Source organism: Candidatus Gracilibacteria bacterium, assembly GCA_041660965.1.
Classification (GTDB): Bacteria; Patescibacteriota; Gracilibacteria; order BD1-5; family JAGOOR01; genus JAGOOR01.
In genome coordinates this window covers 81218-107614 of sequence record JBAZVH010000002.1, presented here as the reverse complement: position 1 = coordinate 107614, position 26397 = coordinate 81218, and the positions used below count along the sequence as shown (strand labels likewise).

Genomic DNA, 26397 nt, shown 5'->3' with positions numbered 1-26397 from the left:
TGTGTTTCATAGATTTTTAAAAACACCGAACTTTCGTCCGGTGTTTTATATTCTAATATCTCACTCTCACCTCTATCTCCCAACTACATCAAACCAACGATAAGAAGAGCGATAATATTGATAATCTTGATCATAGGATTGATAGCTGGGCCTGCAGTATCCTTGTATGGATCACCGACAGTGTCCCCTGTTACTGCTGCCTTGTGAGCATCAGAACCTTTCCCTCCGAAATTACCAAGTTCGATATATTTCTTCGCATTATCCCAAGCACCTCCACCACTGGTCATAGAGATAGCGAGGAAGACACCGACGAGAATGGAACCGATGAGGATACCTCAGAGGGTCTGTTTTGCGACGATAACATTCATAAAATAACCAAGTCCAAAGAATGTCACAAGAGGAAGAAGTACTGGTAAGATAGCTGGTATGATCATCTCTTTCAATGCTGCCTTTGTGACGATATCGACCGTTCGACCATAGTCTGGTTTTTCAGTGCCAGCCATAATCCCTGTTTTCTCACGAAATTGAGCACGGACATCTTCGACAACAGACCCTGCTGCACGACCCACCGCCTGCATACATAGAGCGCTGAAAAGGTAGGTGACGAGACCTCCGAGGAAGAGTCCTGAGAGGACATAGGGGTCACTAATAGAAAACGATACATCCGTCCCTGCTTTTTGAGCATATTCATTAAAGAGGACAAGCGCTGCAAGGGCTGCAGAACCGATAGCATATCCCTTTGTGACTGCTTTTGTCGTATTTCCAACGGCGTCGAGAGGATCCGTGATATCGCGAACTGATGAAGGAAGCTCCGCCATCTCAGCGATACCTCCCGCATTATCCGTGATAGGACCGTATGAGTCGATAGTGACGATAATACCTGCCATAGAGAGCATAGAGACTGCGGCTATAGCGATACCATAGATACCCCCAAGAGAAGAAGCGACGACGATAGCTATAACAATTACAAGAACTGGGAGTGCTGTGGATTTCATAGAGACAGCGAGACCAGCGATGATATTGGTACCATGACCAGTGGTCGATGCTTCAGCGATTTGTTGAACTGGCTTAAAATCTGTCGATGTGAAATATTCTGTGATAATAACCATTGCTGCTGTTAAGACGAGGCCAACGAGTGTTGTGTAAAAAATATGGATATCAGCAATCATATATTTTGTCACGTAGAAAAATCCGACAGCGCTGAGAACGCCTGCGATGATAAGACCCTTGTAGAGAGCAAACATAATCTTATTCTTGTTTTTTCCAAGACGGATAAAAAATGATCCAATGATAGAAAATATAATAGAGATACCTCCGAGTACGAGTGGGTAGAGGAGATAGGTCTCGCTTTTACCGAGAGTAAATGCGAGCATCATCGCGGCGATAATAGTCACAACGTATGTCTCAAAAAGATCCGCAGCCATACCTGCACAGTCACCGACATTATCACCGACATTGTCTGCAATAACTGCAGGATTTCTCGGATCGTCTTCTGGGATACCAGCTTCGACTTTACCGACGAGATCAGCTCCTACATCAGCTGCTTTGGTAAATATACCACCACCGAGACGAGCAAAGACTGAAATAAGAGAACCTCCGAATCCGAGACCGATAAGAGCATGAACTGCTTTTTCAACAGGAACTCCGAAATAGAGTGCACCGAGATAAAACCCTGCTACCCCGAGAAGTGCCAGGCCGACGACGAGCATACCGGTGATATTTCCGCCTTTTACAGCGACAGAGAGTGCTCGGTCAATACTATGCTTCGCGGCTTCAGTCGTGCGAATATTGGCACGAACAGAGATATTCATACCGATATATCCAGCGAGCGCTGAGAGGATAGACCCGATGGCAAAGGCACTTGCTGTCAACCAACCAAGCTGTGGTACAAAACCGATAATCAGGAAGAGTACAAGCGCTACGACGGCAACAGTTGAATACTGTCGATTGAGAAATGCCTTCGCACCCTCCTGAATTGCAGCAGCAATCTCACGCATTTTCTTGTCCCCTGTAGGAAGACGCAAAATGCTCAGTATCAAAATAATTCCATACACGAGAGCCGCAAGAGCACCTCAAAATATGATCAGATAGGAATAAGTGTCCGACATAAAAAAGATTAGAAAAATAAAAGACCTTCCCAGTATAAAAAAAATTCTCGCATTTCAAGAGCAGAAGCGATTTTTTATGTAATAAAATAGTATTTCATATATAATATTTTTTATAGAATAAAGAACAGGAGTTGATTTTTGGAGATGGACTGCACACCCCCTACCCCCCCTCATAAATGAGGGGGAGTTGGCATCAAAACTCCCCCTTACTACAGTGAGGGGGCGGAACAATAAGAATAAAAATGGGGGTGTTTTATGTTAAAATGTGATCTGAAAGTACAAAGAGCTGTATTTATTATGAAGCCGCCTCACCTCCGAGATCCTCTACCAAATATTCTACAATTTCGCGATCTTCATCCGTCGTCGTAGGAGCGGTCAGATCTCGACTCTCAGACATGATTCCAGCGAGAATCAGCTGTGCTATAGGATCAGACATCTCGAGCTCTTGCTCCGCAAACATCAGGAAGAGTATCGAACAAGTGGAACAGAGAGGTTCAAACCGAAGTTGTATTGGTCCAGAGGTTGTAAGATTATTACAAGCATGATGATCGATGATGCCTCTCAATTTCATATTTTCAATACCATCAATAGCCCGCGTAAAATCATTATGATCGACCAGCACTATTTCTGATCCTGCAGGAAGAGAGGTGATACATTCTGGTGGCTCTATCCCGAGCTCATGAAATGTACTTACGGTTTTATCAGAGAGCTCGCCCTGATAGTATGGTGTCGCATCCTGCCCGATAAGCCGAAAATATTCAGCAGCCACAAGAGCAGAGCAGATGGAATCCGTATCAGGATTTTTGGGTCAAATAATATGGTACATAGGGTGAAATAAAAAATACTGTCTGCATAGTACAATCATCTACCAAAAAATCAAGAAAGGTTGCAGTAGGAATATTTGCATTTCAAAAACAATTATGGCATACTCTCGCCATGAGATTTCAAAAAATACCCTACTATCTCCGCAAAAGTATCGATGAGATAGTGCAAGACGCTCGTCAAAATATCACGATTCACTACGTCACAAGCCAAGGACATGGAGGACAAAATGTGAACAAAGTTGCAACCTGTTGTCAGATTACTGACCATAATGATTATGCGAAGTACTTCTTCGAACCTATCAAATTTGAAATCCCGGAAGCAAAGGTAATCAAATGTATGGACCAACGTTCTGCTCATCAAAATGGTGTTATAGCCATCAAGCGATGGGAAAAGGCCATCAAAGAATTCCTCGAGAAACCAGCTAAGAAAAAAGTTATCACAAACTGGGATATTGATCTAGAAGAAAATAACAAGGAAAAGGACGAACAAAAATCATGGGAAAAAGTGTTTCATCACCCTACCCCAGAAAATAATTTTGAGATACTGGTAAAAAAAACAAAGTCTTCAAGATAGATTCCTTCAAGACTATACTCCGTCTTTTCCAAGACCGATATCAGTACGATATCCTGGCTTTTCATTACCAAAAGTTATTTTGGTAGCTTCTTTCAAGACACGAGCATTCAGCCCGGCAAAGGTGGTATCGTCATCTCATCTCAGTACCAATCACAACACTCGTCCGCCATTGGTAAGAATCTCTTGTTCTCCCACGGCCCATCGGGTACCAGAATGGATAACTCCTAATTCTGGATCGAGATTTTTAAGTCATTGAATGGTATATCATGATGTCTCTGTTTTACCAGGATATCCCGGGTCTGCGAGAACGAGGTTTATCGCTTTACCGTAGAATCGAAATTGTACATCTCGTAATCTGCCTAAGCCCTCTGCTGTTGCCATCATCGCATCCCCAAGAGGAGATTGCATACGGGCGAGCATAGCTTGGGTTTCTGGGTCACCAAACCGCACATTATACTCGAGCATCTTCGATCCATCTGATGTGACCATAAGCCCCATAAATACGGCTCATTGATATTTGATTCCGTCTGAGAGAAGTCCAGCAAGAAATTTTTCTCAGATGGCATGTACTTTTTCCATCACTTCTGGATGTTTTTCAAATGGTGAAGGCGAGACAGTCCCCATACCTCATGTCATCGGATTGATCCCATGAAAATCGATCTCAAATCGTGTCTTATGATCCTGCGCAGAAGAGAAATACTGGATAGTACCAGAGTGTGTGTCGACAAAAAAGAATACAGACATTTCTATTCATCGTAAGTATTCCTGGACGATCACTGCACCTTCTTTATTGTACGTTTTCCCATCAAAACATTTTCATATAGCTTCTTTGGCTTCTTGTTCATTTTTTGCAATTGTGACACCTTTACCCCCTGCAAGTCCTGGATATTTGATCACGATTGGATATTGGTTGGTATTCTCCAGATATTGAAGAGCTACTGCCTGATCTCAAAACGTCTCACTTTGTGGTGCTGGAATAGCATGTTTTTTATTGAAAGCATCAGCAAAGGATTTATCTCACTCCAGTCTTGCAGCGTCTTTATCTGGTCAAAACACTGCTATCCCTGAAGCCCGTAAGACATCGGCAGTACCATTGCAAAGTGGGTCTTCTGGCCCAATAACGACAAGCTGAATATTGTGAGCTCGAATATACGCTATCAGAGCAGTGGCATCGCGGATATCCAGAGGGGCCTCTTGTGGATTTGCATCAATTATTTTTGCTCACTCACCGAGTATTCCTGGACTTGGTGGTATATCCGGTTTTACTGGAACGGTATGAATATTGCCTATTCCTGTTTCATCTTTTAGTTTTCGTAGTAGAGCATGCTCTCTTCACCCTATACCGATTACGAGGATATTGAGAAGAGATTTTGGTTCATCGATTGGCATCATAGGGAAAGGTTAAAAAAAGATGATATTTTAGGTTGTCTGAAAAGTATATCACACTTCCCTACCAAATCTGTCTGACAAGGCCTGTGCTACAGGGATATAGACTGTTTTTGTAACATTTTGTGCTGCGGAATCATTTGCATCTTGCCTTGCGGATGACATTGGAGTATCTTTCCATACTTTTACCTGATCTCTATATCTTTGTTTCCCTGAGTGCTCCGCCAGGACAATACAGCCCACATGAACTGCTCATTCTGTGATGACCTCATTCAGATTTTGTCCGAGTAAATCTTCTTCATATTCATATTCTTGGCCATGTATTCGTATCTTCTTGAGTGACATATTTCGGAGAGCATCGAGTTCGAGCTCGTCACCGAGAACGAGCTCTCATTGTGTATTACGACCTACTTCGATTTTACCATCAGCATTGAGACGGCCAATCTGCGCATAGGTATCAAATGTTGTCTCTTGAACCGTTTCTAGCATCTGACGGATCTCCCCAGCATACTGTGAAAATTGTTGAATACCTGCAGAGACTTCTTCTACACGAATCTCTCCTCATTTATTGGGATGAATAACAGAGGTATAGTCTAACTCTTTGTTTACTTCTTTTGGATGCATCAGCCGAGGCATACCATCAGCACGAAGAAGGGGTTTGAAATTTTCATCTAAGATCAAAAATGGATCATCAATTTTTTTACCATCTGTATCTTTCACGGACCATTTCAAACATGCCTCATATTTGATAGCTTCATATTGTGCACCTATTTCGACCTCACCCGGGTGTCTCTTTTCCCAACTATTCCCCTCGACATTGTAGCGTCTCCAGATAATTTCAAACGGGAGCATGTCGAGCCCTTCTTCGAGAGTCGTATTGGCATTGAGAATTCCACGGTGTGCAGTCTTCACTCATTTTTTTTCCAATCGTTTATAGAGCAATGCGGTGGAATAGGCACTTGCGGTTCATTTTCCAGGTGCATGACCGGTAAAATCAGGATTATCAAAAGCAGTAATAATATCTTTATGTTCTATTCCGAAATCACCATTAGGTAACCTATAAACTTTTTTGGTTTTTCAAAAATTTACCTGTTGTGCACCATCAAGTGTGCCATCAAACGGTCGACCATCAGGTCAGAGTATGCTGTATGTCATAGAAAAAAGGTTAAAAATAAACTATAGTTTAGGATGTACTGACAATTCTCATAATCTCAGATACCATAAGTGTCTCGTCTTTTTCCTTGAGTGCCTGTCATAATCATGCCCTATACTGCTGTAGTCTCTCCGATATTTCTGGATTATGTTGAGCCAAAATCTGCGCCGCAAAAATCATGGCATTGCTAGTTTCCACTTTCCCTCCAGCAAGCTGTAATCTCATATAGAGAGCTTCTTGATCGACATTTTTTAAACATGCTATATTTTCATACGTGAGCTGTTGTCACATAACAGGAATAATAATACGTATTTTCTCTGTGGGAATATTTGTGAAACGAGTTGGTTGATCGATATTTTGGATATCGAGTACTATCGGGCTATCGTGATCAATGACGAGACCAAGTTTCTCACATAAGGCAGTATCAATAAAACCAATACAGGATTCGGATACAGCCACACCATTATATCCTGCCTCGAGTTTTAGCTGACAAAGCTTGGACGCCATCGCTGCCGCTACCTCATTGCTTGGAGCAAATCAATTTGGAATTCCAGGAGGCATATTGATCATCGCCAAAAATGCATCGAGCGTGCCACATGCTGATGATGCTACAGGGAGGGCAATGACGGGCATCTGCGTCTGAGCAGCAGCTGCACCAGCGATATGTGCTGAGCATCCTGCAGCAAAAATCGCCACAAGAACCTTGAGTTTCGAATCACCGATACTGTTTTGTATATTTTCTGGCAAGAGAATATCTGGAAGATTTCTGGCAAAATCTGCGAGTGCATCAGGTCTTCTATGAGCAGATATGATGCGCCTCAATACTCCTATTCCCGTTGCTTCGATAGCATCAGTACACGATCGTAGCTTCTCAAAATCTGAATCACTTCAGGTCACGACGGCAACGACAGGAATACTATTGTCTCAAGCTCTCATAAAAGAAAAATAATAAATAAATTATGTACTATGGTTGTGCTCCTCAGCGTAGGCACGTAAGTTGTAAAATATCTGATCAAAATCATCGACTCTCTCAGGATGAGGCATCATAATGACATGGTTGCCACCAGCGTTCACATAGGCCGTGTGACCACCTGAAGTTCCATTTGGATTATACGGATAGGTGTCAGTCGGCGTACCTGAAGTATCCACGAACTGCATAATGCCTGTCTCTACGTGTTCACCTTCTGCTCGTCATTCTCCATGAGAGACAACGATAGGGAGGACACTCCCCTCCATACCTCGGAATACAACGGCATTGCTTTTTGATACAATAACATCGACTGATCGTGATTCAAAAACTTGGGAAGTGTTCCGTTGAAATGATGGGAAATGTGCTGCTCCAGGGATCAGCTCTTTAATCTGAGACATCATCTGATTTCAGTTACAGACGCCAAGTGAAGCAGTGTCTGGTCTATTGAAAAAGTCACTAAATTCCTTGCGCAGATATTCGTCACAGAGAATAGATTGTGCCCACCCCGTTCCAGCACCCAACGTATCCCCATAAGAAAATCCCCCACAAGCAGCCAGACACTGAAAATCACTTAATTTAAATCGCTCAGACTTCAGATCATTCATATTGACATCATAGGCATCAAACCCCGCCATCGTGAATTTATTGGCCATTTCTTGGTCGCCATTGGTTCCAGGAGCACGAAGAATCGCAACTTTTGGTTTTTGTTTTCATGTAGCATGATACTCAGAAATAATGGAATGAGCGGGATGCTGCGAGACATCAAAAGTTCTCTTATACTCAATCGCCTTTCGTGAATAATCGTGAGTTATGTGGGACTCTGATTGGACGGTCTCTGGATTTTCTCGCTGCATACGGATTTTATCACTGATAGTACTCCACACCCTATGAAGTTCTGCGGTTTTATCAGTGAACACTTCATGGTTGCCATGATACACCGAAATATCTGGATTATCCGTAAACTGTGGTCGAGCAATAACATGAGTATCATGTGCTAAATCAAATTCACCCAATACATCCATAACTCTTTTTTTGTCTTCCTGCGAGATCTGGATGACGATACCCGCCTCTTGGTTAAAGAGGGCTTTGAGAAGATGTGTTTCCTCGGTATTTTCACAAATGCCAGAAAGGTCAATATCGAGTCCTGCATGAGAAGCAAATGCCATCTCAGAAAGAGTAGCCATCAGACCTCCTGCTGATCTATCGTGATACGCAAGAATTTTTCCTTCTCTCTTCAGTTGTATAATCGCTCGAGAGAGATTTTTGATACTTTCTGCATCGATATCAGGACATTCATCTCCTATCTGATGATGGACTTGTGCGAGGATAGATCCACCCATCCTCTGCTTTCATCGTGCAAGATCAATATATAAGAGTTCTGTATTTTCTCGCGGTTGCAAATAGGGTGTCAGTGTTTTTTTGGCATCTGCCACTGGAGCAAATGCTGTGAAAAGTCCTACAACAGGTGCTCATACTCGGACCTTTTCTTTGAGTTCTTGGAGTGTATTTTCCCATTTCGCTTCCATACTAAACGAATCTTTACCAGTTGGTATCGCTATACCGAGCTCGCGACAAAAAGCACTCGCTGCTTCTACAGCGATACGGAGATCTATAAATGCTGCCTTATCTTTGAGATTTGCCATCCAGTTACCAGAAAAAATCACATTTTTTATATCGGATATATCTGCTGCCAGGAGATTTGTCAATGCCTCAGTGATAGCCATACGTACAGAAGCAGCGGGGCTGATAGGAGCAAGTGAAAGTGCCTCAGCAGATACCATAGCATTTCCTGTTTTTTCTCAGAATCCATCTTTTTGAACACCTACATCAGCAACCGGTACGCGCCATGGTCCAGCCATCTGATTTTGTGTCGTAAGACCTCCTACCGTCTGGTCTCAGATAGTGATGAGAAAACTCTTATCCCCGACAGTAGGATGACTCAATACTGCTTTTATCGCATCATCTATTTTCATTGTGATATTCAGGGGTACCAGATATCTCTCTTTATGACTTTCTACTTCGATAATTGGACTTTCTTTATAGAAAAATTCATTAAATTTCATCCGGATTATATCATCATCAAAATAAGTAACGTGAAATTCTTCCCCCTCAGTAATGATACCCATCCATGCACAGGGTACTCATTCGGATGCACATATTGCTATAAATTCATCATAACTCTCAGGTGATACGGCGAGCACATATCGCTCTTGGGCTTCGTTGGACCAGATCTCTCGAGCTGAGAGGGATGGATCGCCAAGTGGAGCTTTATCGAGCCAAAATTGTGCACCTTGTTTTCCCATTTCTCAGAGTTCGACAAAAGCATTTCCTATACCACCCGCTCAGACATCATGGATTGCCAGTATGGGATTTTGTTTCATCTGTGCACAACGGTCAATAACTTTTTGACATCGACGTTGCATCTCTGCATTGCCTCGCTGCACCGAACTATAATCAATATCTTTTCCTGCCAATCACCCCGATGATCCTGATGCACCTCCGAGACCGATACGGAGACATGGCCCTCCTATTTGGAGGAGTTTCGTTCCAGCAGAAAGTGGGTCTTTTGGTTTAAAGGCATTTTTTGCTTCTACCATCCCGATCCCCCCTGCTGCCATAGTTGTTTTTGCAAAACCAAAATCAATGTCACCCGCCCGAGAGGAATATGCAGTAAATGTCCCTGTCGTGGAAGGTCTCCCATATTCATTCGTAAAACTCGAAGCTCATAATGGCCCCTGAGTCATGATCTCTAGAGGAGTTGCCAATCCTGGATTCTGTCATACTCGGTATGGATCATCGAAAAGACTATCTGATACTATATAGGTCGCTGTTCCATGTGCGGTTTTTCCTCCTAATCCCACAGCTCACTCATCTCTGATTTCACCACCTGCACCCGTGGCTGCACCTGGAAAAGGTGAAATAGTTGTTGGATGATTATGGGTTTCTGCCTTTGCTGTGAGATAGACCTCGACGTCATCAAAGAAATATTGTTTTGTAGCTGAATCTACTTTGAGCATTTTCATCTTTCCATCTGTTTCACGCTTAAAAACAGCTGCATTGTCTGTATAGGCACTCACGACTCGATCTGGATTTGCTCTATACGTATCCTTGATAAAGTCCATAAGTGATTTTTCCTGCTTCACTCCATCGATACTCCATCTGGCGCAAAATGTCTGATGACGACAATGCTCAGAATTTGCCTGAGCAAATGCAAAACACTCCACATCAGTAAGAGGACGATTGTATTTTTTGGCAACAGTTATCAATCGGTCTATCATACCATCGGTAAGGGATGTCCCCACCCTCTGACACCAGAGTTTCAAGATCTCTTTCCCGTTATTTCATACTACATCGAGGTATTCTATTGTTTCTGGCTTTTTAGAAGTAAATATTTCTGTGAGTCCATTTCCTTCTCGATAAATACCCTGTGTCATCCTGTCATGAAGTCTCGCAGTAAGTATATCTTTCATATGCGAATCACTCGGATCACTCAGTGTCACATCATAAAATGTCACGGGCTCTACCGTGATATCTCCACCCAATCCTACATCATACAAAATACGACCGATATTACTCGCATGGGCACTCAGAGCTCCTGACCGAGTCGCTACGGCAAAAGAATAATTCGTTCCATTCGGGATATTTCTGTGTTGAGTTTTTTGAGCTTTCAAAACCTTCTCCAACAATCATATGTGAGCTTCATTCAAATCTCATTGCACTACAAATCCCATCTGTGCCTGCAAATTTTTTATTCAATCTCATGCATTACGTATTGTATGAGTTTCTTCTATAACAAAAATATGTTGTTTTAAATCCGCCATAGAGAGAAATTAAGAAATGAGCTAGACTGCAATAATGGAATTTCAAATGCCAACACCACGAATAAGTATGACAGGGTCTCCTTGTGTTTTTGCTTTCACAGCCCCTATCGCTTCCGCTCGTATTCATCGCACTTGTGCTTTTTCTACAATTTTTTCAACCTCGGAAGGAGGACAAGCGAGGACATAGGGCACCCCCATATTCCACGAAGACATCGCTTCTTCGTCTGGCATACTTTTTAGTCTCTGAATAATCTCAATAATTTGAGGAATTTTCGCAGAAGTCATATCAATATCTATCACCATATTTTCCGCTCCACGAAGTCCATTGCGTATTTTGTGTCGTGGATTTCATGTCACATTTGTAAGAGATGAGAGCTGTACAGATGGTACTCAGTCCAATCCACCTAAGAGGTCCCGAGAAACAAATGAATTGAAGACAGTCGTAGTACCTGTCGCTATTTGTCCAAGTGTCAAACCAGCGCATTCTCGCTTGAGAGATTCTGGAAGTTTTGCTGCCTGATCAGATCATATGAAAATGAGAAAGTCTTCGAATGCCATAGAAGGCCAATGTAGAGTATTTGTCAGATCTTTCATGGAATTTCTGATAGTCGTAATACCATTTGAACGAGGACCGATGATACCATTTTTATCTGGCTTTTCATAGAGGGCTACCAATACATGACATTCTTGAATTGTTACAAGTTTTGTACCTTGTATCAGTCCCTGTACAGTACCACCGATGTTAAAATCGATACAATTTTCTATGTCATCAATTTTCTTGGTATGGATCGCTAGGTTCTTGTTGATATATTCTTGTTGCTCTGTGGTTGGATGTGGAAATTCCTTGAATACTCTGATAAGGTCCTCTACCGCGATACTATATGAACGAATAGTCCCCGACTCTACTACAGCTGTCTCTCCTGCGACATTTCCGATACCAATCTCACGAGTTGCCAGCCCCATAGCTTTCCCCATGGACTGTGAAAAAATCCTCCCTCTCATTCATCTCAGATGATTGATGTCAATAATATTGGTCACCGAAACTGCCATCTGTCCATCACGCAAATCATCAGCATTCATAGCGATGAGATCATGAAGCATAGGTACCCAACAGATGTCTCTTGATTGTAGGATACATGCTTCCTCAGATATTTTTCCATCACGATATTTTTGGCAGAGATCCTCAAACATATCGAGATAAATATGCACTTTCGTCCCTACACCATCGATATCTTCCTTGACACGAGTAGGCATTTTGTACGATGGAATAATTGTTTCCCAGGCACCTGTTGCAGTCTGTCGTAAGAGTCATTCCTGAAAAGCTGGCGTCTCTCGTAGGGCATTATCACATTCTTCTTTAAAATTCCCAGAAGCATTGTCTCCGACCCTCACCACGACATTATCATATCCACCAAGCCCCTGTGAGAGATCGACTGTTTTTCCATCAAGAAGAAATGACATATCGTCAATATCGAGAGTCAGTCACTCCTCAAAATGTACTGGTTCGCCTCTGACGCCAGACCACGTAATTTTTTCATCAATAATATATTCAGAAACTTGCCATTGGATCCTGTGTTCCATAGCATTGACTCGTTTTTGGATATCGCTCGGGCTCTTACACCCTTCGAGCGAAACAGGAACCTGTGCGATAATTGGTCCCGTATCCATATCATCATCGATATCCGATGGCACAAAGTGCATCGTGACAGCACTTGATATGATCTTTCCATCAAAATAATCCCTCCATATTTTTTCGTGCACATGATTTCCATGCATTCCATTTCCTCCATATTTCCCGAGGGGTCCAGGGTGGATATTGACGACTTCATGTGCAGCAAGACCAAAAATTTGTTTTATATAGCCAGAGAGAAATATATATTTGAGACCATACTTTTCTTTCAGCTCACGATATATCTGCATGATTTCTGCTTTTGCTGTTGGAGAAAATTCTCCATCTTGTTCTCTTTTTGGAAAATCCTTTATTACTTCCAGTGCGATTGATCTCTCTGTATTGAATTCTTTATAGAGTGTCGCGACTCACCCGTTTTCGTGATTTGTCACAATAACCGCTACACGATTCAGTGTCATAGGAGAACGCTCAAAAAGTGTTCTCACCCCGCTTCATCCTTCGCTAGGATTCTTACCTCCTGTCGCAAAGATACCAATATCTCTTATAGGTCACATAGACATAGGTAGAGTTTTTTAAGCTATTCCTTTATATTTTTTATTCTTATTCTGTCAACTAATTAAGCTTTCGCAAATATTATGATTCATTCCCTATTTTCAGATGTTGTAAATCATAAAAAATCGCTTCAAAATACTTCATTCCCTTGAAAATAAAAAGAGAATTATACAATCAATATATGTCGTCATTATTTCTCGATAAAAAACGTCTTCATCTCACGATGAATATCTTTATGGCATGCATCGTGATTGTGAGTATTTTATTGACTATTATAGAATCAGCCGATCATCTGATGACTCCTGCGCTCCGTGGATTATTCCTCTCGGCACATCTGAGTATTTTGATAGTATTTTTTGCTGAGTTTCTCTATCGTCTCTGGTCAGCGCCACAACACGCAGAAAAAAAGAGTCCTATGGTGGCACGTCTTCTTTTTTTGGTGCAACCCCTCACTATCATCGACATCATCGTCATCGCTCCTCTCTTTATGATGATATGGACGCAAAATCTCCACGATGCTGACTTTGTCATTCTTCGACTGCTCCGTTTTACGAGTTTACTCAATCTTTTTCGATTCTATCGATCATCGAGAATGCTCTCGCTCCTTCGAGGTCTCTCTCGAGAAATATGGTATGAAGTCCTGATTTTTTGTCTTATCTCGATACAGTGTATCCTCGTTTCATGAGTTCTTTTTTATGCCGTAGAGCAGGGAACAAATCCAAGAGTTCTAAATATTGGCGATGGTATCTGGTGGGCTATCGTGACACTGACAACGATTGGGTATGGTGATATCTATCCTTGGACTGCAGCAGGTCGCGTGATAGCGACGATTCTTGGGTTACTCGGTATCGGACTCGTGGCACTCCCAACAGGTATTCTCGCGAGCGGTTTTATCCGAGCCCTCCGAGAAGAAAAAAGATTGGCCCATCTGGAAGATGAAATAGAAGAAGAATCAGATGATCTCGATGCTCGGCTCAAAAAAATTGAGAAAAAAATGAAAAATCTCGAGCCCTAAAGCCCATTCAGTCGTTTCCAAAAAGTATTTTTCTTATTCATATACATCGCATCTTGTCGAACGAGTTTTCTACGTTCTTCTGGCAGAATAATATATTTCAATGCTTCCTCTAGGTAGAGAGTATTTTGACTTCCTTTGGCAAATACGAGAGATTTTTTTGGAGATTGTGAGATGATACCCTGTGCACACTTCCCTGCTTCTCGTGAGTCGAGAAAAAAAACTTCTCTCTGAATGTGTTCATACGGTATCAGAGGACGAATCACTGTGTGGCAGATATCTCCGACAAAAATATAGGAGACATGCTCGATTTTTTTTAATTCATTCCAGAGCTCTTCATGACGTTCTTTCTCAGAGCTTCATAATTCCCTCATATCACCGATAATAGCAATCAGAGTTCTATCATTCGCTTCAGCGAGACGATGTGCCATCTGCACTCCAGCAATGATGGGTTCAAATCCTCCATTATACGTGCCATCGATAATCAGCGCATCAGAAATACCCCGTAACACATTTCATCGACCATACGGCAGATCTATCGTGGTAAGAGCTTTTAAGATAGCAGGCATTTCTATCCTCATCTGCGCAGCGACCAATATCGCACCTGCGATCAGCCCAATATGGTGTTGCCCGAGAATCGGTGTCTCAAGTGTATATTGCTGATTTTGATACGTTATAGATGCCATCGTACTATCGATAGCTTCTCAAATGTCCGAAAATACTATATCCCCTTCCTTATGTCCATACCACATCTGACAAGGAAAATCAGCTTGATGAATATCATCTTTATTCCCAATAGCAAACGTATTTTTCCTTTTTCGAGACAGGATTTTTTGCTTCTCATCATAGTATTCTTGGACATCAGAAAACCCCTCCAAATGGCTCGGAGACAGCGTGGTAAAGAGTACGATATCTGGCTCAACGATATCAGTCTGCACTTTCATCTCTCAAGGGTGGTCAATACCGTATTCGAGAACGAGGATACGAGGATACTGTGGTCGACAAATAGAGAAAATACCAACACCGAAAGCCCACAGCCATTTGAGCGGATTTTTACCACCACTTCGCGCTTGAAGCACTGCAAGAGGCAAGCCCCATTCACCATTATAATTCCCTTCTGGCGTCCAGACATCACTTTTATTTTGTTTGAAAATCTCCGTCACGATATGTCTCGCAGTCGTCTTACCAAAGCTCCCCGTAATACCTATCACAAATGGCTTGTGTCGGAGGATACAGAGCCGAGCGAGGAGACAAAAAAGAGGACGAAGAAGAGACGACATAGAGGTATGATATGATTTTTCGTATTTTGTCGAGAAAATATGTCTTTGTCGAGAATAAAAAACCCCTGCGAATCTAACGACATCGCAGGGAATTCTTACATTTTTCTTTTACAACCCTACCACAAACACACTTCATCGCACAAATGGCTTTCCATCCTTCATAATCAGAGGAAAGAGAATATCACACGTCTGAACGCCTGACACACTCGAAAGGACAGGACACATCTTTGTCGTCATATCACAAATCGGTTGCACACGGACAATCATTATGGAATTTTGTTTTTGATAACACGCATTGAGTGCTGGCAATGCGACCACTTTCGCAAGTGCTGGACAACCAGTCTCTGATCGTGAATATACGTGAGGGCAGAGGTCTTTTTCATCTGAAACTCCATCACTATCTGTATCACTTATGGCGAAAGAAAAGAGAAAGAAGAAAGAAGAAAGAAGGATGATTTTTTTCATAGGATCAGTTTATCTTATTTTTCCTTTGAACGCAAGTGTTGTATTTTGATTTTTTTTGGTGATTTTTGGTGCATCAAATCTGTTATATGTGCACAAACTCCCAAATAATCTAAACCAGATCTCACTAATAACAAGATCATGAGAGCCACCTCCTCTTTTCTATCAGAATTTTCTGGTTTGAAAAGTTCTAAAATTTTTTCATAGATGAGATCTCGCATATTTTCAAGTGATACTATGGGTCTCTGTGAAACGACCATCTCATAATGTGCCATAATCCAATCTTGCCATCGAGGAGGAAATGAAAAAAAAATCTGCGGATCTTTTCTCAGATGTTTCAGTATACGACGAGTTTCTCCTGGGTCATTGATGTCTTGTGTTTCGTTTCGTCTTGGCATATCCTCATTATATCACACTCTCCCCTCTCTTGCAAATTTTCTCTTTTCCCTATGATACACCGCATGCAAATACGTAACTTCGGCATCATCGCTCATATCGACCATGGTAAATCCACCTTGGCTGATAGGATGCTCGAACTCACGGGGACAAAAGAAAAACGAGAGATGAAAAATGCACAAATGCTGGATACGATGGATATAGAGCAAGAGCGATGAATTACAATCAAACTCACTCCCGTCAGGATGGCATGGAAAGGATATGAACTCAACCTCATCGATACGCCATGACACGTGGATTTCCAGTATGAGGTCTCTCGAAGTCTTGCTTCGGTAGAATGAGTGGTGCTGGTCGTCGATGCCACACAGTGAATCGAAGCACAGACATTGTCAAATCTCTACATGGCTATCGAGCATAATCTCGTGATCATTCCAGTACTCAATAAAATCGACCTCCCAAGTGCGGATATCCCTCGTGTGACTCGTGAAATCATCTCTCTTATTGGTTGCAAAGAAGCGGATATTATCTGCGTCTCAGCAAAAGTAGGAACCAATGTCGACCAAGTCCTGGATGCCGTCATAGAGAGAATCCCCGAGCCACGAAAAATCAATAGAAACGCTGAGATTGTATCTTGCCCCCCTGTCAAGGGGGGTGCCGAAGGCGGGGGGTTAGACTTAGTTCCCGATTCCGTAAAGCTCGGACTTATCTTTGATTCTCAATATGACTCTTATCGAGGTGTCGTCATCTATATCAAGCTCTTCTCTGGTGAAATCAAACGTGGCGATCGCATCACACTGATGAGCACCGACACAGTCGTGGATATCCTCGAAGTCGGATGTTTTAAACCAGAATACTCCCCTCTCCCTTCGCTCAAATCAGGAGAAATCGGCTATATCGTCACAGGTATTAAGACGCTTCAGGAAGCACGAGTGGGAGACACGATATTTGCTGGGGCAGAGGAATATAAGCACCCCATTCCAGGATTTCAAAAAGTAACACCCTATGTCTTCGCAGGAGTGTATCCAGTAGACACAGAAGACTATCATCAACTCAAGACCGACATCGAGAAACTCAAGATGAGTGATAGTAGCTTGACCAATGAAAATGAAGCTTCCCCTGCCCTCTGACACGGTTTCCGTTGTGGATTTCTCGGACTGCTTCATATGGAGATAGTCAAGGAACGACTCGACCGAGAATTTAATCTCGATGTCATCCTCACCTCCCCACAAGTGACCTATCAAGTGATGATGCCTGGTGACCATAGCCATGACTTCAAAAATACCCCCCTGCAATTAGAGCAAATTGGTGAAAGAACCTACACTCGTCTCTGGATAAAAAATCCAGAAAATCTCCCAGAGCCAGGGACATATGAGTGGATAGAAGAACCGATTGTAAAACTCGAGATTATTGCTCGAAGTGATATGGTCGGAGAGATGATGAAGCTCGCACAAGAACATCGTGGTATCTACAAAAATCAGACCTATATCGATGAGACTCGTTCTATACTGACCTACGAGATACCGATGGCAGAAATAATCACCGATTTCTATGACGATCTCAAATCTCGCTCTTCTGGCTATGCGAGTATGAGCTACGAGCCCATCCATTACAAGCGAGATGATCTCATCAAGCTCGATATCCTCGTCAATAGTGAGAGAATCTCTGCGTTTTCTACGATTGTTCATCGAAGTAAAGCATTTTATGTCGGACAAGAACTCTGCGAAAAACTCAAAAAAGCGATTCCAAAACAGCTCTTCTCTATCCCTATCCAAGCCGCTATTGGAGCAAAAGTTATCGCTCGAGAAACTATCAATGCGTATCGAAAAGATGTGACAGGATATCTCTATGGTGGTGATGTCACACGAAAAAATAAACTCCTCGATAAACAAAAGAAAGGGAAGAAAAAAATGAAAGAATTCGGAAAAGTCTCTATCCCCAGTGCAACCTTTATTGATATTTTGAAGAAGTAGTTTCCCTCTCAAAAAGCACCCTTCGAAAACAGGTGCTCGCCGCAGTACCATTTGTATCGAGATTTCCTTCCGCATCGACTTTTTCGTGGCACACTCATCATGTTTCAGGAAATACTTTAGCAAAAAATACCTTTTTCTCAGGATCCCACATAAGTTCACGAAGACGGAGATAATCACCACTCGTATCTCACTTTATCCAGAGCTTGTTTCTCGACTTACTCCAGAGAATGAGATTTCCTGTCTCCATGCTCATACGAAGAGTATCATCCGTGACTGAAGCGAGAAATAATGGTGCGTTTGTGAGACTATTATTGATAGCTACAGGGTACATCTTCTGTGGTTGTAATTCGGACAAATCTTCCTGAGAAAATATCTGCCAGGAGTATGAAACACCTTGCGACGATGTCTGCAGTATCAGAAGTACATCCTGATTACAATTAAGGAGAATTTTGCTGGTTTGTGAATCAGTAAATATTGTGTCAATTTTTTGACGAACAATAGCATCGATACATTTGGACACTTTACTGGTTTCATCCACAAAGAGACAAAGGTATGATGGCTTCTCAAGAAGCATTCTCCACATTTGGTCATCAGGAAAATCCGCTGCTCGAAGTCTCTCTTTTTGAGTTTGAAGTATTTTCAGTGCTGACTCCAGAGAAGTATCATACATACCGTCATCGCCAGTAGAGGACATTCGAAGAATTCCTTGTTCTTGCGTCTCTACAAAAAGGTCTTGTTTATTTGATATCATAAAAGAATGTTAGGTGTTAGAAGTAGTAACTACCGATTGTAATTCCGAAGATACGATTCCACGAACTCCGAGACGTGTTAAGTTACCAACGATATTGATGAATTTCCTCCTGCTCATCAGAGTCTTTACCACGACCCATACTGGGTTTTGTTCTGGAAGTATTGTCGGTGATACATCAGAAGGAATAATCCGACAGACTTCTTCGAGTTGTGCACGGGGCACATTCATCTCAACCATCACCTGTGGTGCATTTTCTTGCTTCAAGGTATCCCAGAGAAGACAAGAAACATCCTCTATAATGCGACGAGAGTCTGGATTTTTCCAGCTCTCTGGACGGGCATAAATAGTTGGCGAAGATACAAAAATCGTTGCCAATATTTTCATCCCATTGGCACGAAGTGTGTTACCAGTTTCCGTGATATCAGTAAATGCCGCTCACCGGAACGCACCAGCAGTCTCAGTCTTACCATTCGAAGGACGAATCAAGATATCAGAGTCAAGAAAACCACACTCACTCGTGAGTTGTTTTCGTGTGAGATTTGGGAGTTCTGTATAAATCGGTGTTCATTTTACATCTTCTCGTGAGGAAAATCTACCATCAGGGCCAGCAAGAACTAATCTGGTGGGGGCATTACTCGCACGAGAATATACGATAGCTCAAAGATTTTTAAGAGTATTATACCCGGATTCCTCATAATAATCAGAACCAGTAATACCAAAATCAGCAATTCCATCAGTAATATCTCTCGGCATATCACGACGATCCAGTATACGGATAATGAGATTATCATACTCTGTCTGAATTTCGTATGTTCGTCACAGCTCTGTCGTCTGGATAATCCCAGATTTTGCGAGTAATGCGATTGTTTTTGTTTGGAGACTCCCTGAGGGAACTCCAAAAATAGTTGATTTCATAAAAATAAAATTATAAATAAAAAATCCCATCGGCCGTGGCGGATGGGTGAAGAAGAGAAAGTGAATCTTTCTCAAGTTTATCAAGTTTTTGTGCGTGCGAGGACGCTATGATAACCACCCATTCCGTGATGAAGCCAATGGGCAACACGAGTGATGGTAGCAGTACTGGCACCGGTATTTTTTGCAATCATCCTATACGTAACTCATTTCTCTACTTGTTCAGCGACATCAAGGCGTTCAGCCATTGCCGACATTTCACTGAGAGTACAGATATCCCGCAAGAGCGCAAAGACTTCTTCCTCATTTTTGAGCCCTATAAAAGCTCGAGAAAGTTTTTTAAATTCAGATGTTTTTTTCTTCACAATTTTCATATTTTTGTGTTAATGTTTTAAAACAGTTTATTTAATGAAAGAACTTTGTCAAATCTTTTTTGAAGGAAAAATGTTTTTTGCTCTCTATGTGATCTTTATTGATATTTTGAAGAAGTAGTTGACAATGATATTATATCATATATAATATGTACTATGTCAAAACAGTCTACATTAAAAAAAGTTCCAGATTACAACGATCCAGAACAACGAGAAAAAGCGCTGAATAGGGTTCTTACTCGAGATAAGGAGAAAATTCCAGAAGTCACATGGCTTTCTAATTCGCTCATTATCATAAAGAGTGATGAAGTACGAGAAAAGGTAGAATGACTTATTCGTGAATGCCCAGCATGAGATGATTTATTATCACGCTTAACAATACGTCTTCCTAGGAAAAAAAGAAGGAGCAGGACTTGGGAAGAAGTCATAAGTGCTGGTTAGGACTTTTTTCTTTGAACTTTTTTCTTCTGGATTTTACTCATTTTCGGAGCCAGTGCTTGTTGTGCATTCTCAAAATTACAAACAAGTATTTCATTGGTGCCGGTACATGCTATTGATATCGATAGATGCCGCCCCCATAATGATTCTATCTAATCTCCACATCCGCAACCACACTGTCCCCGATTTACATACGCATCATTTTGATCATCGAATGTGAGATGAAGTGTTTCCGTTGACCCACTATATGCTTCACATATAACACCGGCGACATGAAACATTTTTTTTGATATGAGGAACTTCTCGTCATTTTCATAGGTCGGACTTGGAAGATAGACGACACGTTTGATACCAACCTGAATAATCAGTTTCGCACATTCATTACAGGGTGGCATCGCACAGTAGAGCGTCGCTCACTGCATATCTCGTCCCATAGAATTGAGAATAGCATTGGCTTCCGCATGGACGACATACGCCAGCTTGGTATCTTGAAGGGGAAGAGGATTTCCTCCTTCATCAAATCGTCCAGCATTTGGAAATTCATCATCTGGACACCCGCGAGGAAAACCGTTGTATCCGATACCAATGATACGATTATGCGCATCGACAACACAAGCACCTATCTTGGTACGTGCGTCTTTACTCCTCTGCGCAGAGAGGAGGGCAAGACCCATAAAATACTGGTCCCAAGATATACGACTTTTTTCGGTGGACATAAGAAATATTAGAGATATGTTCCATATGATAATAAAAATGTGTAATTTGTGAAGAAAAATCAATAAAAAACTTGCAATCGCCTGAAAATATATACAATACTTGGGTATTTTTCTATTATTCCTTATGTTAATGATTCGTTTTTCACGAGCAGGTCGAAAGAGAGCACCTCACTACCGCATCGTCGTCACAGAACACACAAAGCCAGCTAAATGCGGCGAAATCGAGGTAATCGGTTGGTACGATCCTCGTTCTAAAAAGTACGAGCTTGATATGGAAAGTGTCCGAAAGAGGGTGTCTCTTGGAGCTCAAATGTCAGAATCTTTTGCACGACTATTAAAGAAAAATTCTCTCTCAGTATAATCATTTTGATTAGAGATTATAGGTATAGGGCAGAATAACACCATTTTTATGGCAGAAAATTTTATACGTTTTTGTATCTCTCATATTGTCTCTCAACCCGAAGCCGTCTCTCTCGAAGTCCGAGAAGACGAAGATGCTACACGCTATCAGCTCACCGTACACACGGACGATATGAAGCGTGTGATAGGTCGTAGCTGAAAAACAATTCGGGCTCTGCAATCACTCGTCCGCGTTATATGAATCAAACAAAGTAAGAAATTATTTCTAAACCTTGTCGAACCATGTTCACCTCAATAGTTTACGCTCAAACAGCGTGATTTACTGATTCTGCACAACAGATTTATAGTCTGGAACAACTCATGACCGTCGGCATCGCTATCCTGCTCCTCATCGCTATTATCCTGACTGTCGTCTTCGTACTCTGGGGAGGATTTTTACTCGTAATATCAGGTGGCGACGAACACAAAGTCAGCCCCGCTATCAATATGATACGGTACTCAGCCATTGGATTGCTTTTGATGTTTGTGATTATTCTCGTTATCCCTGCCCTTTCCTCTGCGGTTGGCTTTGAAGCCGTGGGACAAAAATTTAAACCAGGAACTATTTTTCAGACGATGCGTTGCGTCGCAGATCGTGTCTTTGGTAAAACAGACGAATCATGTTTTACTGTTGCTGCTGAAGGAAGTAGTACCAGCTCTGGAAGTTCCCTCAATTTTGGTAGTAGCACGACTCCAACAGGAAATAGCCCAAATGGTGTCGGGACGTGGACAGAAAATCTATAAATTTTTTCGTCATGCATCTTATCGTCTGACTCTGAAATCCTGGTTATACATATAGAGAAACTCGTCATAATATCGGGTTTCTTTTTTTGGATGCCCTCAAAGATGCTCTCTGAATCAAAAATGATTGGCAATCTGGCTACAAATGAGTCTATGCCACTGGCGTTTTGGAATGACAAAAAGTCATCCTCTTGAAGCCACTCACCTATATGAATCTCTCAGGTCAAAGCGTTCTTGCGTGTGCTCAATTTTATAAAATACCTCTAAAAAATATCATCATTATCTCCGATGATATCGATATGGCCTTTGGTAAAATCCGTTATCGAGCAACCGGAAATGCATGAGGGCATAATGGTATTGCCTCTTTAATTGAATCATTGTGAACCAAAGATATTCAGAGAATCAAGATCGGCATTGATCGCCATCCAAAGATGGACCCAACAGATTGGGTACTTTCAAAATTTACAAAAGATGAAAAAGAGAAGCTCTGAGAAGTTTTTAATAATGCTCTTGAGAAGCTTGGTGATGTAATATCATCACCCGAGTAGTCATAGCAACAGTCATTCGCCTAGGAGGATAGGAAGGAATAATTGGTCCAGGAACAACTTATGCAACTTAAGAAACCTAAGAAACTTAGCAAACTGTATTATTTTTGAACCCGTACAGCTGTACCTTCAAGACTCCATTCATACAACCATTTCACAGCATCATAGGGAGTATTTACGCATCCATGACTTCCCCTGGTGACATAGTCAGGTCCACCAAATTCTTTTCTCCAGCAACTCTTAGAATTACAGGCATCGTGAATGCCATATTTTGGATAAAATTCTATCCAATAATCAACATGAAGTCTGTATTTCACACCTTTAAATGGAGAATTGAGGACTCTATTTTTTTGCTTATGCGTTACAGAAAAATCCCCCTGAACGGTACTATATCATCGCATACCTGATGTGATAGGCGTCGTATAGATCAATTCCCCTCCCTCATAAGCATAGAGACGCTGATCGCTCAAATCTATCACTATGGCCTGATTCGTGTCTGATTCTGGTGCTTTGGGGACAACGATACCTTCTGGGACATATTTCAGAGCTCCTTCTTCTTTTTTTCGTTGTTTCTCCTGTTCACGCCCCAATATTCTCTGATAGGTCTTATAAACATGCTGATAATAGGTCGATAAGATGATATCAGTCACGACAGGACCCATCGGTGGTACGTCTTCCTGCGACATAGCACGTAAAAGGTCTGCTTTCCCAACGACATATCATAGAATAGAAGTATGATAGTCCTTCAGGGCATAATATTCAGAGATATCCTCGAGTTGCGTGAGCGTTTCCCGAATCGACGCCTTTTCATCCTGCGCCAAACAAACTCCTTTTGCATCAATACAGGCATACGCTTCTGCAAGCTTTTTATCCATCTGAAGCTGTATCTCTGGTGTGATAATATCCGCTCAAATATGTTGCTGGAGATCATCAGCCAGATCGAGCCATTCATCAGCATACACACTGATAGATACAATGCTCAAAACAACAAGAATTCAAGAATAAAAATATCTTCGCATAACACTATTATGCACTATATTTTATAGTATGTCAAATATGAAAAGTTTATTTTTTCGCTTTTTCTAGAAAAATTCATATAATTCCCCCGTTTTTGAGAGAAGTATCTCTGGATTTGTCTGATAACTTTTGAAAGAGAGTTATGGGATAAGTCTAGACTCTTCCTCTGAAGCGTTTATTTTTTATCATTTTTTTATGATTTCAGGCCTCCGTGATCGCGATATCGCGAGTGTCACTCCTGTGACCAAATCTTACACTATTGCTGGTAAGACCTATACGTTTGAAACTGGGAAATTTGCCCTCCTCACTGATGGTGCCGTCACTATCGCTGATGAAGCGGGTCATCTCCTCCTCGTCACCGCTGGTGTCACCAGAACCGGAAAACCAGGTGCTGACTGGTTCCCTCTTTCTGTCGATTACCAAGAGCGTTACTATTCTACCGGTCATATCGGTGGTGGACGTTTTAATAAGCGTGAATCACGACCAAGTACGACCGCCATTCTCACTTCTCGACTGATTGATCGACCAATTCGTCCGATGTTTCCAAAAGGAACGACGAATGAAGTCCAGATCATTCCAACGATTTATTCTGCGACTGGGAAACAAGACTTTGGTATCTGGGGCGTTCTCGGAGCCAGTATTGCTCTCCAGCTCGCGGGTGTTCATCAGTTTGAAGGGCCAGTTTCTGGAGTTCGAATTGCTGTGATGGCTGATGGTGGAATCATCTTTGATCCGACTTTTGAAGAAGTAAATAGCGCTCTCTATGAGCTCGTCGTGGCTGGTACAGAAGGTATGATCACGATGGTAGAAATGGGCGGGAAAGAAGCCAGTGAAGATATGGTGGTGAAATGATTTGAATACGCTCAAAAAGTACTCGCTGAACTCGCAGCTGCTCAAAAAGATTTCGTCGCTCTCGTCAATGCAAAATATCCTATTACAAAAATCGATCTTGAAGTCAAAACCGGTATCGCTGGTCTCGAAGAAAAAGTCTTTGCCCAACTCTCGCCAGAAAAAATCGAAGCTCTCTATGACATCGGTAAAATCGACTTTCATCATAAACTCGAAGAACTCGATGCAGAAGTCAAAACGGCTCTCGGCTATACAGAAGATACTGAAGAACTTAATGGAAAGGAAATCGAAGAACTGATCTACAAGTATGTGAAAAAGATTATGCGAAAAAATGTCATCGAATCAGGTCGTCGTCTCGATGGTCGAAAGGCCGACGAAGTACGTCCTATCAATTGTGAAGTCGGGATTCTTCCTCGAACACATGGTTCTGGTCATTTCCGACGTGGTGTCACCTCTGTCCTCTCTATCGCTACTCTCGGTGGACCACTCGATAATGAGCTCGTCGAAGGTATGTATCCAGAATACGAGCGTCGCTATATGCATCATTATAATTTCCCTCCATACTCAGTCGGAGAAGTCCGTATGATGCGAGGCGTAGGTCGTCGTGAAGTCGGTCATGGAAATCTCGCTGAAAAAGCACTGACACCTGTCCTCCCATCTCAAGAACAATTTGGGTATACCGTCCGTGTCGTCTCAGAAGTTCATACGTGTAATGGAAGTAGCTCAATGGGTTCTATCTGCGGATCGACACTCGCCCTTATGGATGCTGGTGTCCCTATCTCAGCCCCTGTCGCTGGTATCGCAATGGGTATGATATTTGATGATACAACCGGTAAATATGTGATTCTCTCAGATATCCAGGCACAAGAAGATTTCCTCGGAGACCTCGATTTCAAGGTCGCAGGAACTCGTGCAGGTATCACTGCTCTACAAATGGATACAAAGATTGCTGGTCTCACACTCGCTATTGTCAAAGAGATTTTTACACAAGCAAAAAGTAGCCGTGAAGTCATCATGCAAGGAATGCTCAAGTCTATCGAGACACCTCGCCCAGAAGTCTCTCCTCTCGCTCCAGCACTTATCTCTATGAAGATAGATCCAGAGAAGATCGGTATGGTCATCGGTAAAGGTGGTGAAACTATCCAAGCCATGCAAAAAGATTTCGGTGTAGAGATCTCTATCGCAGATGATGGAATGGTCGTCATCACTGGACTCAGTAAAGAAGGTGGTGAAGGTGCGAAACGAGCGATTGAAAATATCGTCCGCGAAATCGAGGTCGGTCAAGAATTCGAAGGTGATGTCGTGAAAATCCTCGAAGGTGTGGGAGCTATCGTCAATATCGGTGGAGGAAAATCTGGTATGATCCATATCAGCAAACTCTCTGATAAACGTGTAGAACGCGTGGAGGATGTCGTCCGCGTAGGAGATGTCGTCAAAGTCCGCGTGTACCAAGTCGATAATGACAAAGGAAGGATTGGGTTGCAGAAAATCTAAATTCTCAGTTCAAAAAACCTCCCAAA

At 42.1% G+C, this 26397-nt stretch carries 24 protein-coding genes; 9 read left to right on the top strand and 15 right to left on the bottom strand.

The window, feature by feature from the left end:
- Positions 1 to 83: 83 nt before the first annotated feature.
- On the bottom strand, positions 84 to 2108 hold the full coding sequence (locus WC753_03950) for a sodium-translocating pyrophosphatase (protein ID MFA6080600.1): 2025 nt from the start codon (positions 2106 to 2108) through the stop codon (positions 84 to 86).
- Positions 2109 to 2403: 295 nt separating this feature from the next.
- A complete protein-coding gene (locus WC753_03945; GenBank protein ID MFA6080599.1) occupies positions 2404 to 2934 on the bottom strand; it encodes a DHH family phosphoesterase in 531 nt (176 codons plus the stop codon).
- A 110-nt stretch (positions 2935 to 3044) separates the two neighbouring features.
- Between WC753_03945 and WC753_03940 the strand changes: the two genes are divergently transcribed.
- A complete protein-coding gene (locus WC753_03940) occupies positions 3045 to 3506 on the top strand; it encodes a peptide chain release factor-like protein (protein MFA6080598.1) in 462 nt (153 codons plus the stop codon).
- A gap of 12 nt (positions 3507 to 3518) precedes the next feature.
- Here WC753_03940 and purD read toward each other — a convergent pair whose 3' ends face one another.
- The 5 genes from purD to WC753_03915 are packed head-to-tail and all read right to left on the bottom strand — an operon-like array spanning position 3519 to position 13020.
- Positions 3519 to 4898, bottom strand: coding sequence for a phosphoribosylamine--glycine ligase (purD, locus tag WC753_03935; protein MFA6080597.1), 1380 nt, complete (start codon positions 4896 to 4898; stop codon positions 3519 to 3521).
- Between the two features lie 27 nt (positions 4899 to 4925).
- On the bottom strand, positions 4926 to 6047 hold the full coding sequence (locus WC753_03930; GenBank protein MFA6080596.1) for a phosphoribosylaminoimidazolesuccinocarboxamide synthase: 1122 nt from the start codon (positions 6045 to 6047) through the stop codon (positions 4926 to 4928).
- Positions 6048 to 6075: 28 nt separating this feature from the next.
- Positions 6076 to 6981 (bottom strand): AIR carboxylase family protein, encoded by a 906-nt coding sequence (locus WC753_03925; protein ID MFA6080595.1) that lies wholly within the window; start codon positions 6979 to 6981, stop codon positions 6076 to 6078.
- Positions 6982 to 7002: 21 nt separating this feature from the next.
- A complete protein-coding gene (gene purL, locus WC753_03920; protein MFA6080594.1) occupies positions 7003 to 10836 on the bottom strand; it encodes a phosphoribosylformylglycinamidine synthase in 3834 nt (1277 codons plus the stop codon).
- 21 nt (positions 10837 to 10857) lie between these two features.
- Positions 10858 to 13020, bottom strand: coding sequence for a formyltransferase family protein (locus WC753_03915; protein ID MFA6080593.1), 2163 nt, complete (start codon positions 13018 to 13020; stop codon positions 10858 to 10860).
- A gap of 179 nt (positions 13021 to 13199) precedes the next feature.
- Between WC753_03915 and WC753_03910 the strand changes: the two genes are divergently transcribed.
- Positions 13200 to 14033 carry a potassium channel family protein gene (locus WC753_03910; GenBank protein ID MFA6080592.1) on the top strand — a complete coding sequence of 278 codons (834 nt, stop codon included), beginning with the start codon at positions 13200 to 13202 and terminating at the stop codon, positions 14031 to 14033.
- Here the strand turns inward: WC753_03910 and WC753_03905 are convergent.
- From WC753_03905 to WC753_03895, 3 genes are all read right to left on the bottom strand, one after another.
- Positions 14030 to 15310, bottom strand: coding sequence for a Mur ligase family protein (locus WC753_03905; GenBank protein MFA6080591.1), 1281 nt, complete (start codon positions 15308 to 15310; stop codon positions 14030 to 14032). The genes WC753_03910 and WC753_03905 overlap by 4 nt on opposite strands.
- 108 nt (positions 15311 to 15418) lie before the next feature.
- Positions 15419 to 15775 (bottom strand): hypothetical protein, encoded by a 357-nt coding sequence (locus WC753_03900; GenBank protein ID MFA6080590.1) that lies wholly within the window; start codon positions 15773 to 15775, stop codon positions 15419 to 15421.
- A 14-nt stretch (positions 15776 to 15789) separates the two neighbouring features.
- Positions 15790 to 16170 (bottom strand): hypothetical protein, encoded by a 381-nt coding sequence (locus WC753_03895; protein MFA6080589.1) that lies wholly within the window; start codon positions 16168 to 16170, stop codon positions 15790 to 15792.
- Between the two features lie 51 nt (positions 16171 to 16221).
- Here WC753_03895 and WC753_03890 point away from each other — a divergent pair, with 51 nt between their 5' ends.
- Entirely contained in the window at positions 16222 to 18138 is a 1917-nt protein-coding gene (locus WC753_03890; protein ID MFA6080588.1) for a GTP-binding protein, read from the top strand.
- On the opposite strand, the gene WC753_03885 is transcribed toward WC753_03890, so the two are convergent.
- From WC753_03885 to WC753_03875, 3 genes are all read right to left on the bottom strand, one after another.
- Entirely contained in the window at positions 18116 to 18889 is a 774-nt protein-coding gene (locus WC753_03885; protein MFA6080587.1) for a phosphoribosyl-AMP cyclohydrolase, read from the bottom strand. The two genes, WC753_03890 and WC753_03885, sit on opposite strands and share 23 nt — an antisense overlap.
- Positions 18890 to 18898: 9 nt before the next feature.
- Complete coding sequence (hisG, locus tag WC753_03880; GenBank protein MFA6080586.1) at positions 18899 to 19804, bottom strand: ATP phosphoribosyltransferase; 906 nt, start codon at positions 19802 to 19804, stop codon at positions 18899 to 18901.
- Positions 19805 to 19881: 77 nt separating this feature from the next.
- Positions 19882 to 20175, bottom strand: coding sequence for a YerC/YecD family TrpR-related protein (locus WC753_03875; protein ID MFA6080585.1), 294 nt, complete (start codon positions 20173 to 20175; stop codon positions 19882 to 19884).
- Between the two features lie 153 nt (positions 20176 to 20328).
- On the opposite strand from WC753_03875, the gene WC753_03870 reads away from it, so the two are divergent.
- Positions 20329 to 20613, top strand: a complete 285-nt coding sequence (locus WC753_03870; GenBank protein ID MFA6080584.1) for a hypothetical protein — start codon at positions 20329 to 20331, stop codon at positions 20611 to 20613.
- A gap of 149 nt (positions 20614 to 20762) precedes the next feature.
- On the opposite strand, the gene WC753_03865 is transcribed toward WC753_03870, so the two are convergent.
- Positions 20763 to 21326 (bottom strand): dCMP deaminase family protein, encoded by a 564-nt coding sequence (locus WC753_03865; protein MFA6080583.1) that lies wholly within the window; start codon positions 21324 to 21326, stop codon positions 20763 to 20765.
- A 124-nt stretch (positions 21327 to 21450) separates the two neighbouring features.
- Here WC753_03865 and rpsP point away from each other — a divergent pair, with 124 nt between their 5' ends.
- Genes rpsP through pth form a run of 4 tightly spaced genes read left to right on the top strand, consistent with a single transcriptional unit; the run spans position 21451 to position 23014 of the window.
- On the top strand, positions 21451 to 21687 hold the full coding sequence (rpsP, locus tag WC753_03860; protein MFA6080582.1) for a 30S ribosomal protein S16: 237 nt from the start codon (positions 21451 to 21453) through the stop codon (positions 21685 to 21687).
- Positions 21688 to 21735: 48 nt separating this feature from the next.
- Positions 21736 to 21984, top strand: a complete 249-nt coding sequence (locus tag WC753_03855; protein ID MFA6080581.1) for a KH domain-containing protein — start codon at positions 21736 to 21738, stop codon at positions 21982 to 21984.
- Positions 21969 to 22469 carry a hypothetical protein gene (locus tag WC753_03850; GenBank protein ID MFA6080580.1) on the top strand — a complete coding sequence of 167 codons (501 nt, stop codon included), beginning with the start codon at positions 21969 to 21971 and terminating at the stop codon, positions 22467 to 22469. Before WC753_03855 ends, WC753_03850 begins: the two co-directional genes overlap by 16 nt.
- An 11-nt stretch (positions 22470 to 22480) precedes the next feature.
- Entirely contained in the window at positions 22481 to 23014 is a 534-nt protein-coding gene (gene pth / locus WC753_03845; protein ID MFA6080579.1) for an aminoacyl-tRNA hydrolase, read from the top strand.
- A 98-nt stretch (positions 23015 to 23112) separates the two neighbouring features.
- On the opposite strand, the gene WC753_03840 is transcribed toward pth, so the two are convergent.
- On the bottom strand, positions 23113 to 24030 hold the full coding sequence (locus tag WC753_03840; GenBank protein ID MFA6080578.1) for a L,D-transpeptidase: 918 nt from the start codon (positions 24028 to 24030) through the stop codon (positions 23113 to 23115).
- Positions 24031 to 24223: 193 nt separating this feature from the next.
- On the opposite strand from WC753_03840, the gene WC753_03835 reads away from it, so the two are divergent.
- The gene (locus WC753_03835; GenBank protein MFA6080577.1) at positions 24224 to 26371 is read left to right on the top strand and encodes a polyribonucleotide nucleotidyltransferase; all 2148 of its coding nucleotides are present in this window, start codon (positions 24224 to 24226) and stop codon (positions 26369 to 26371) included.
- Positions 26372 to 26397 lie beyond the last annotated feature (26 nt).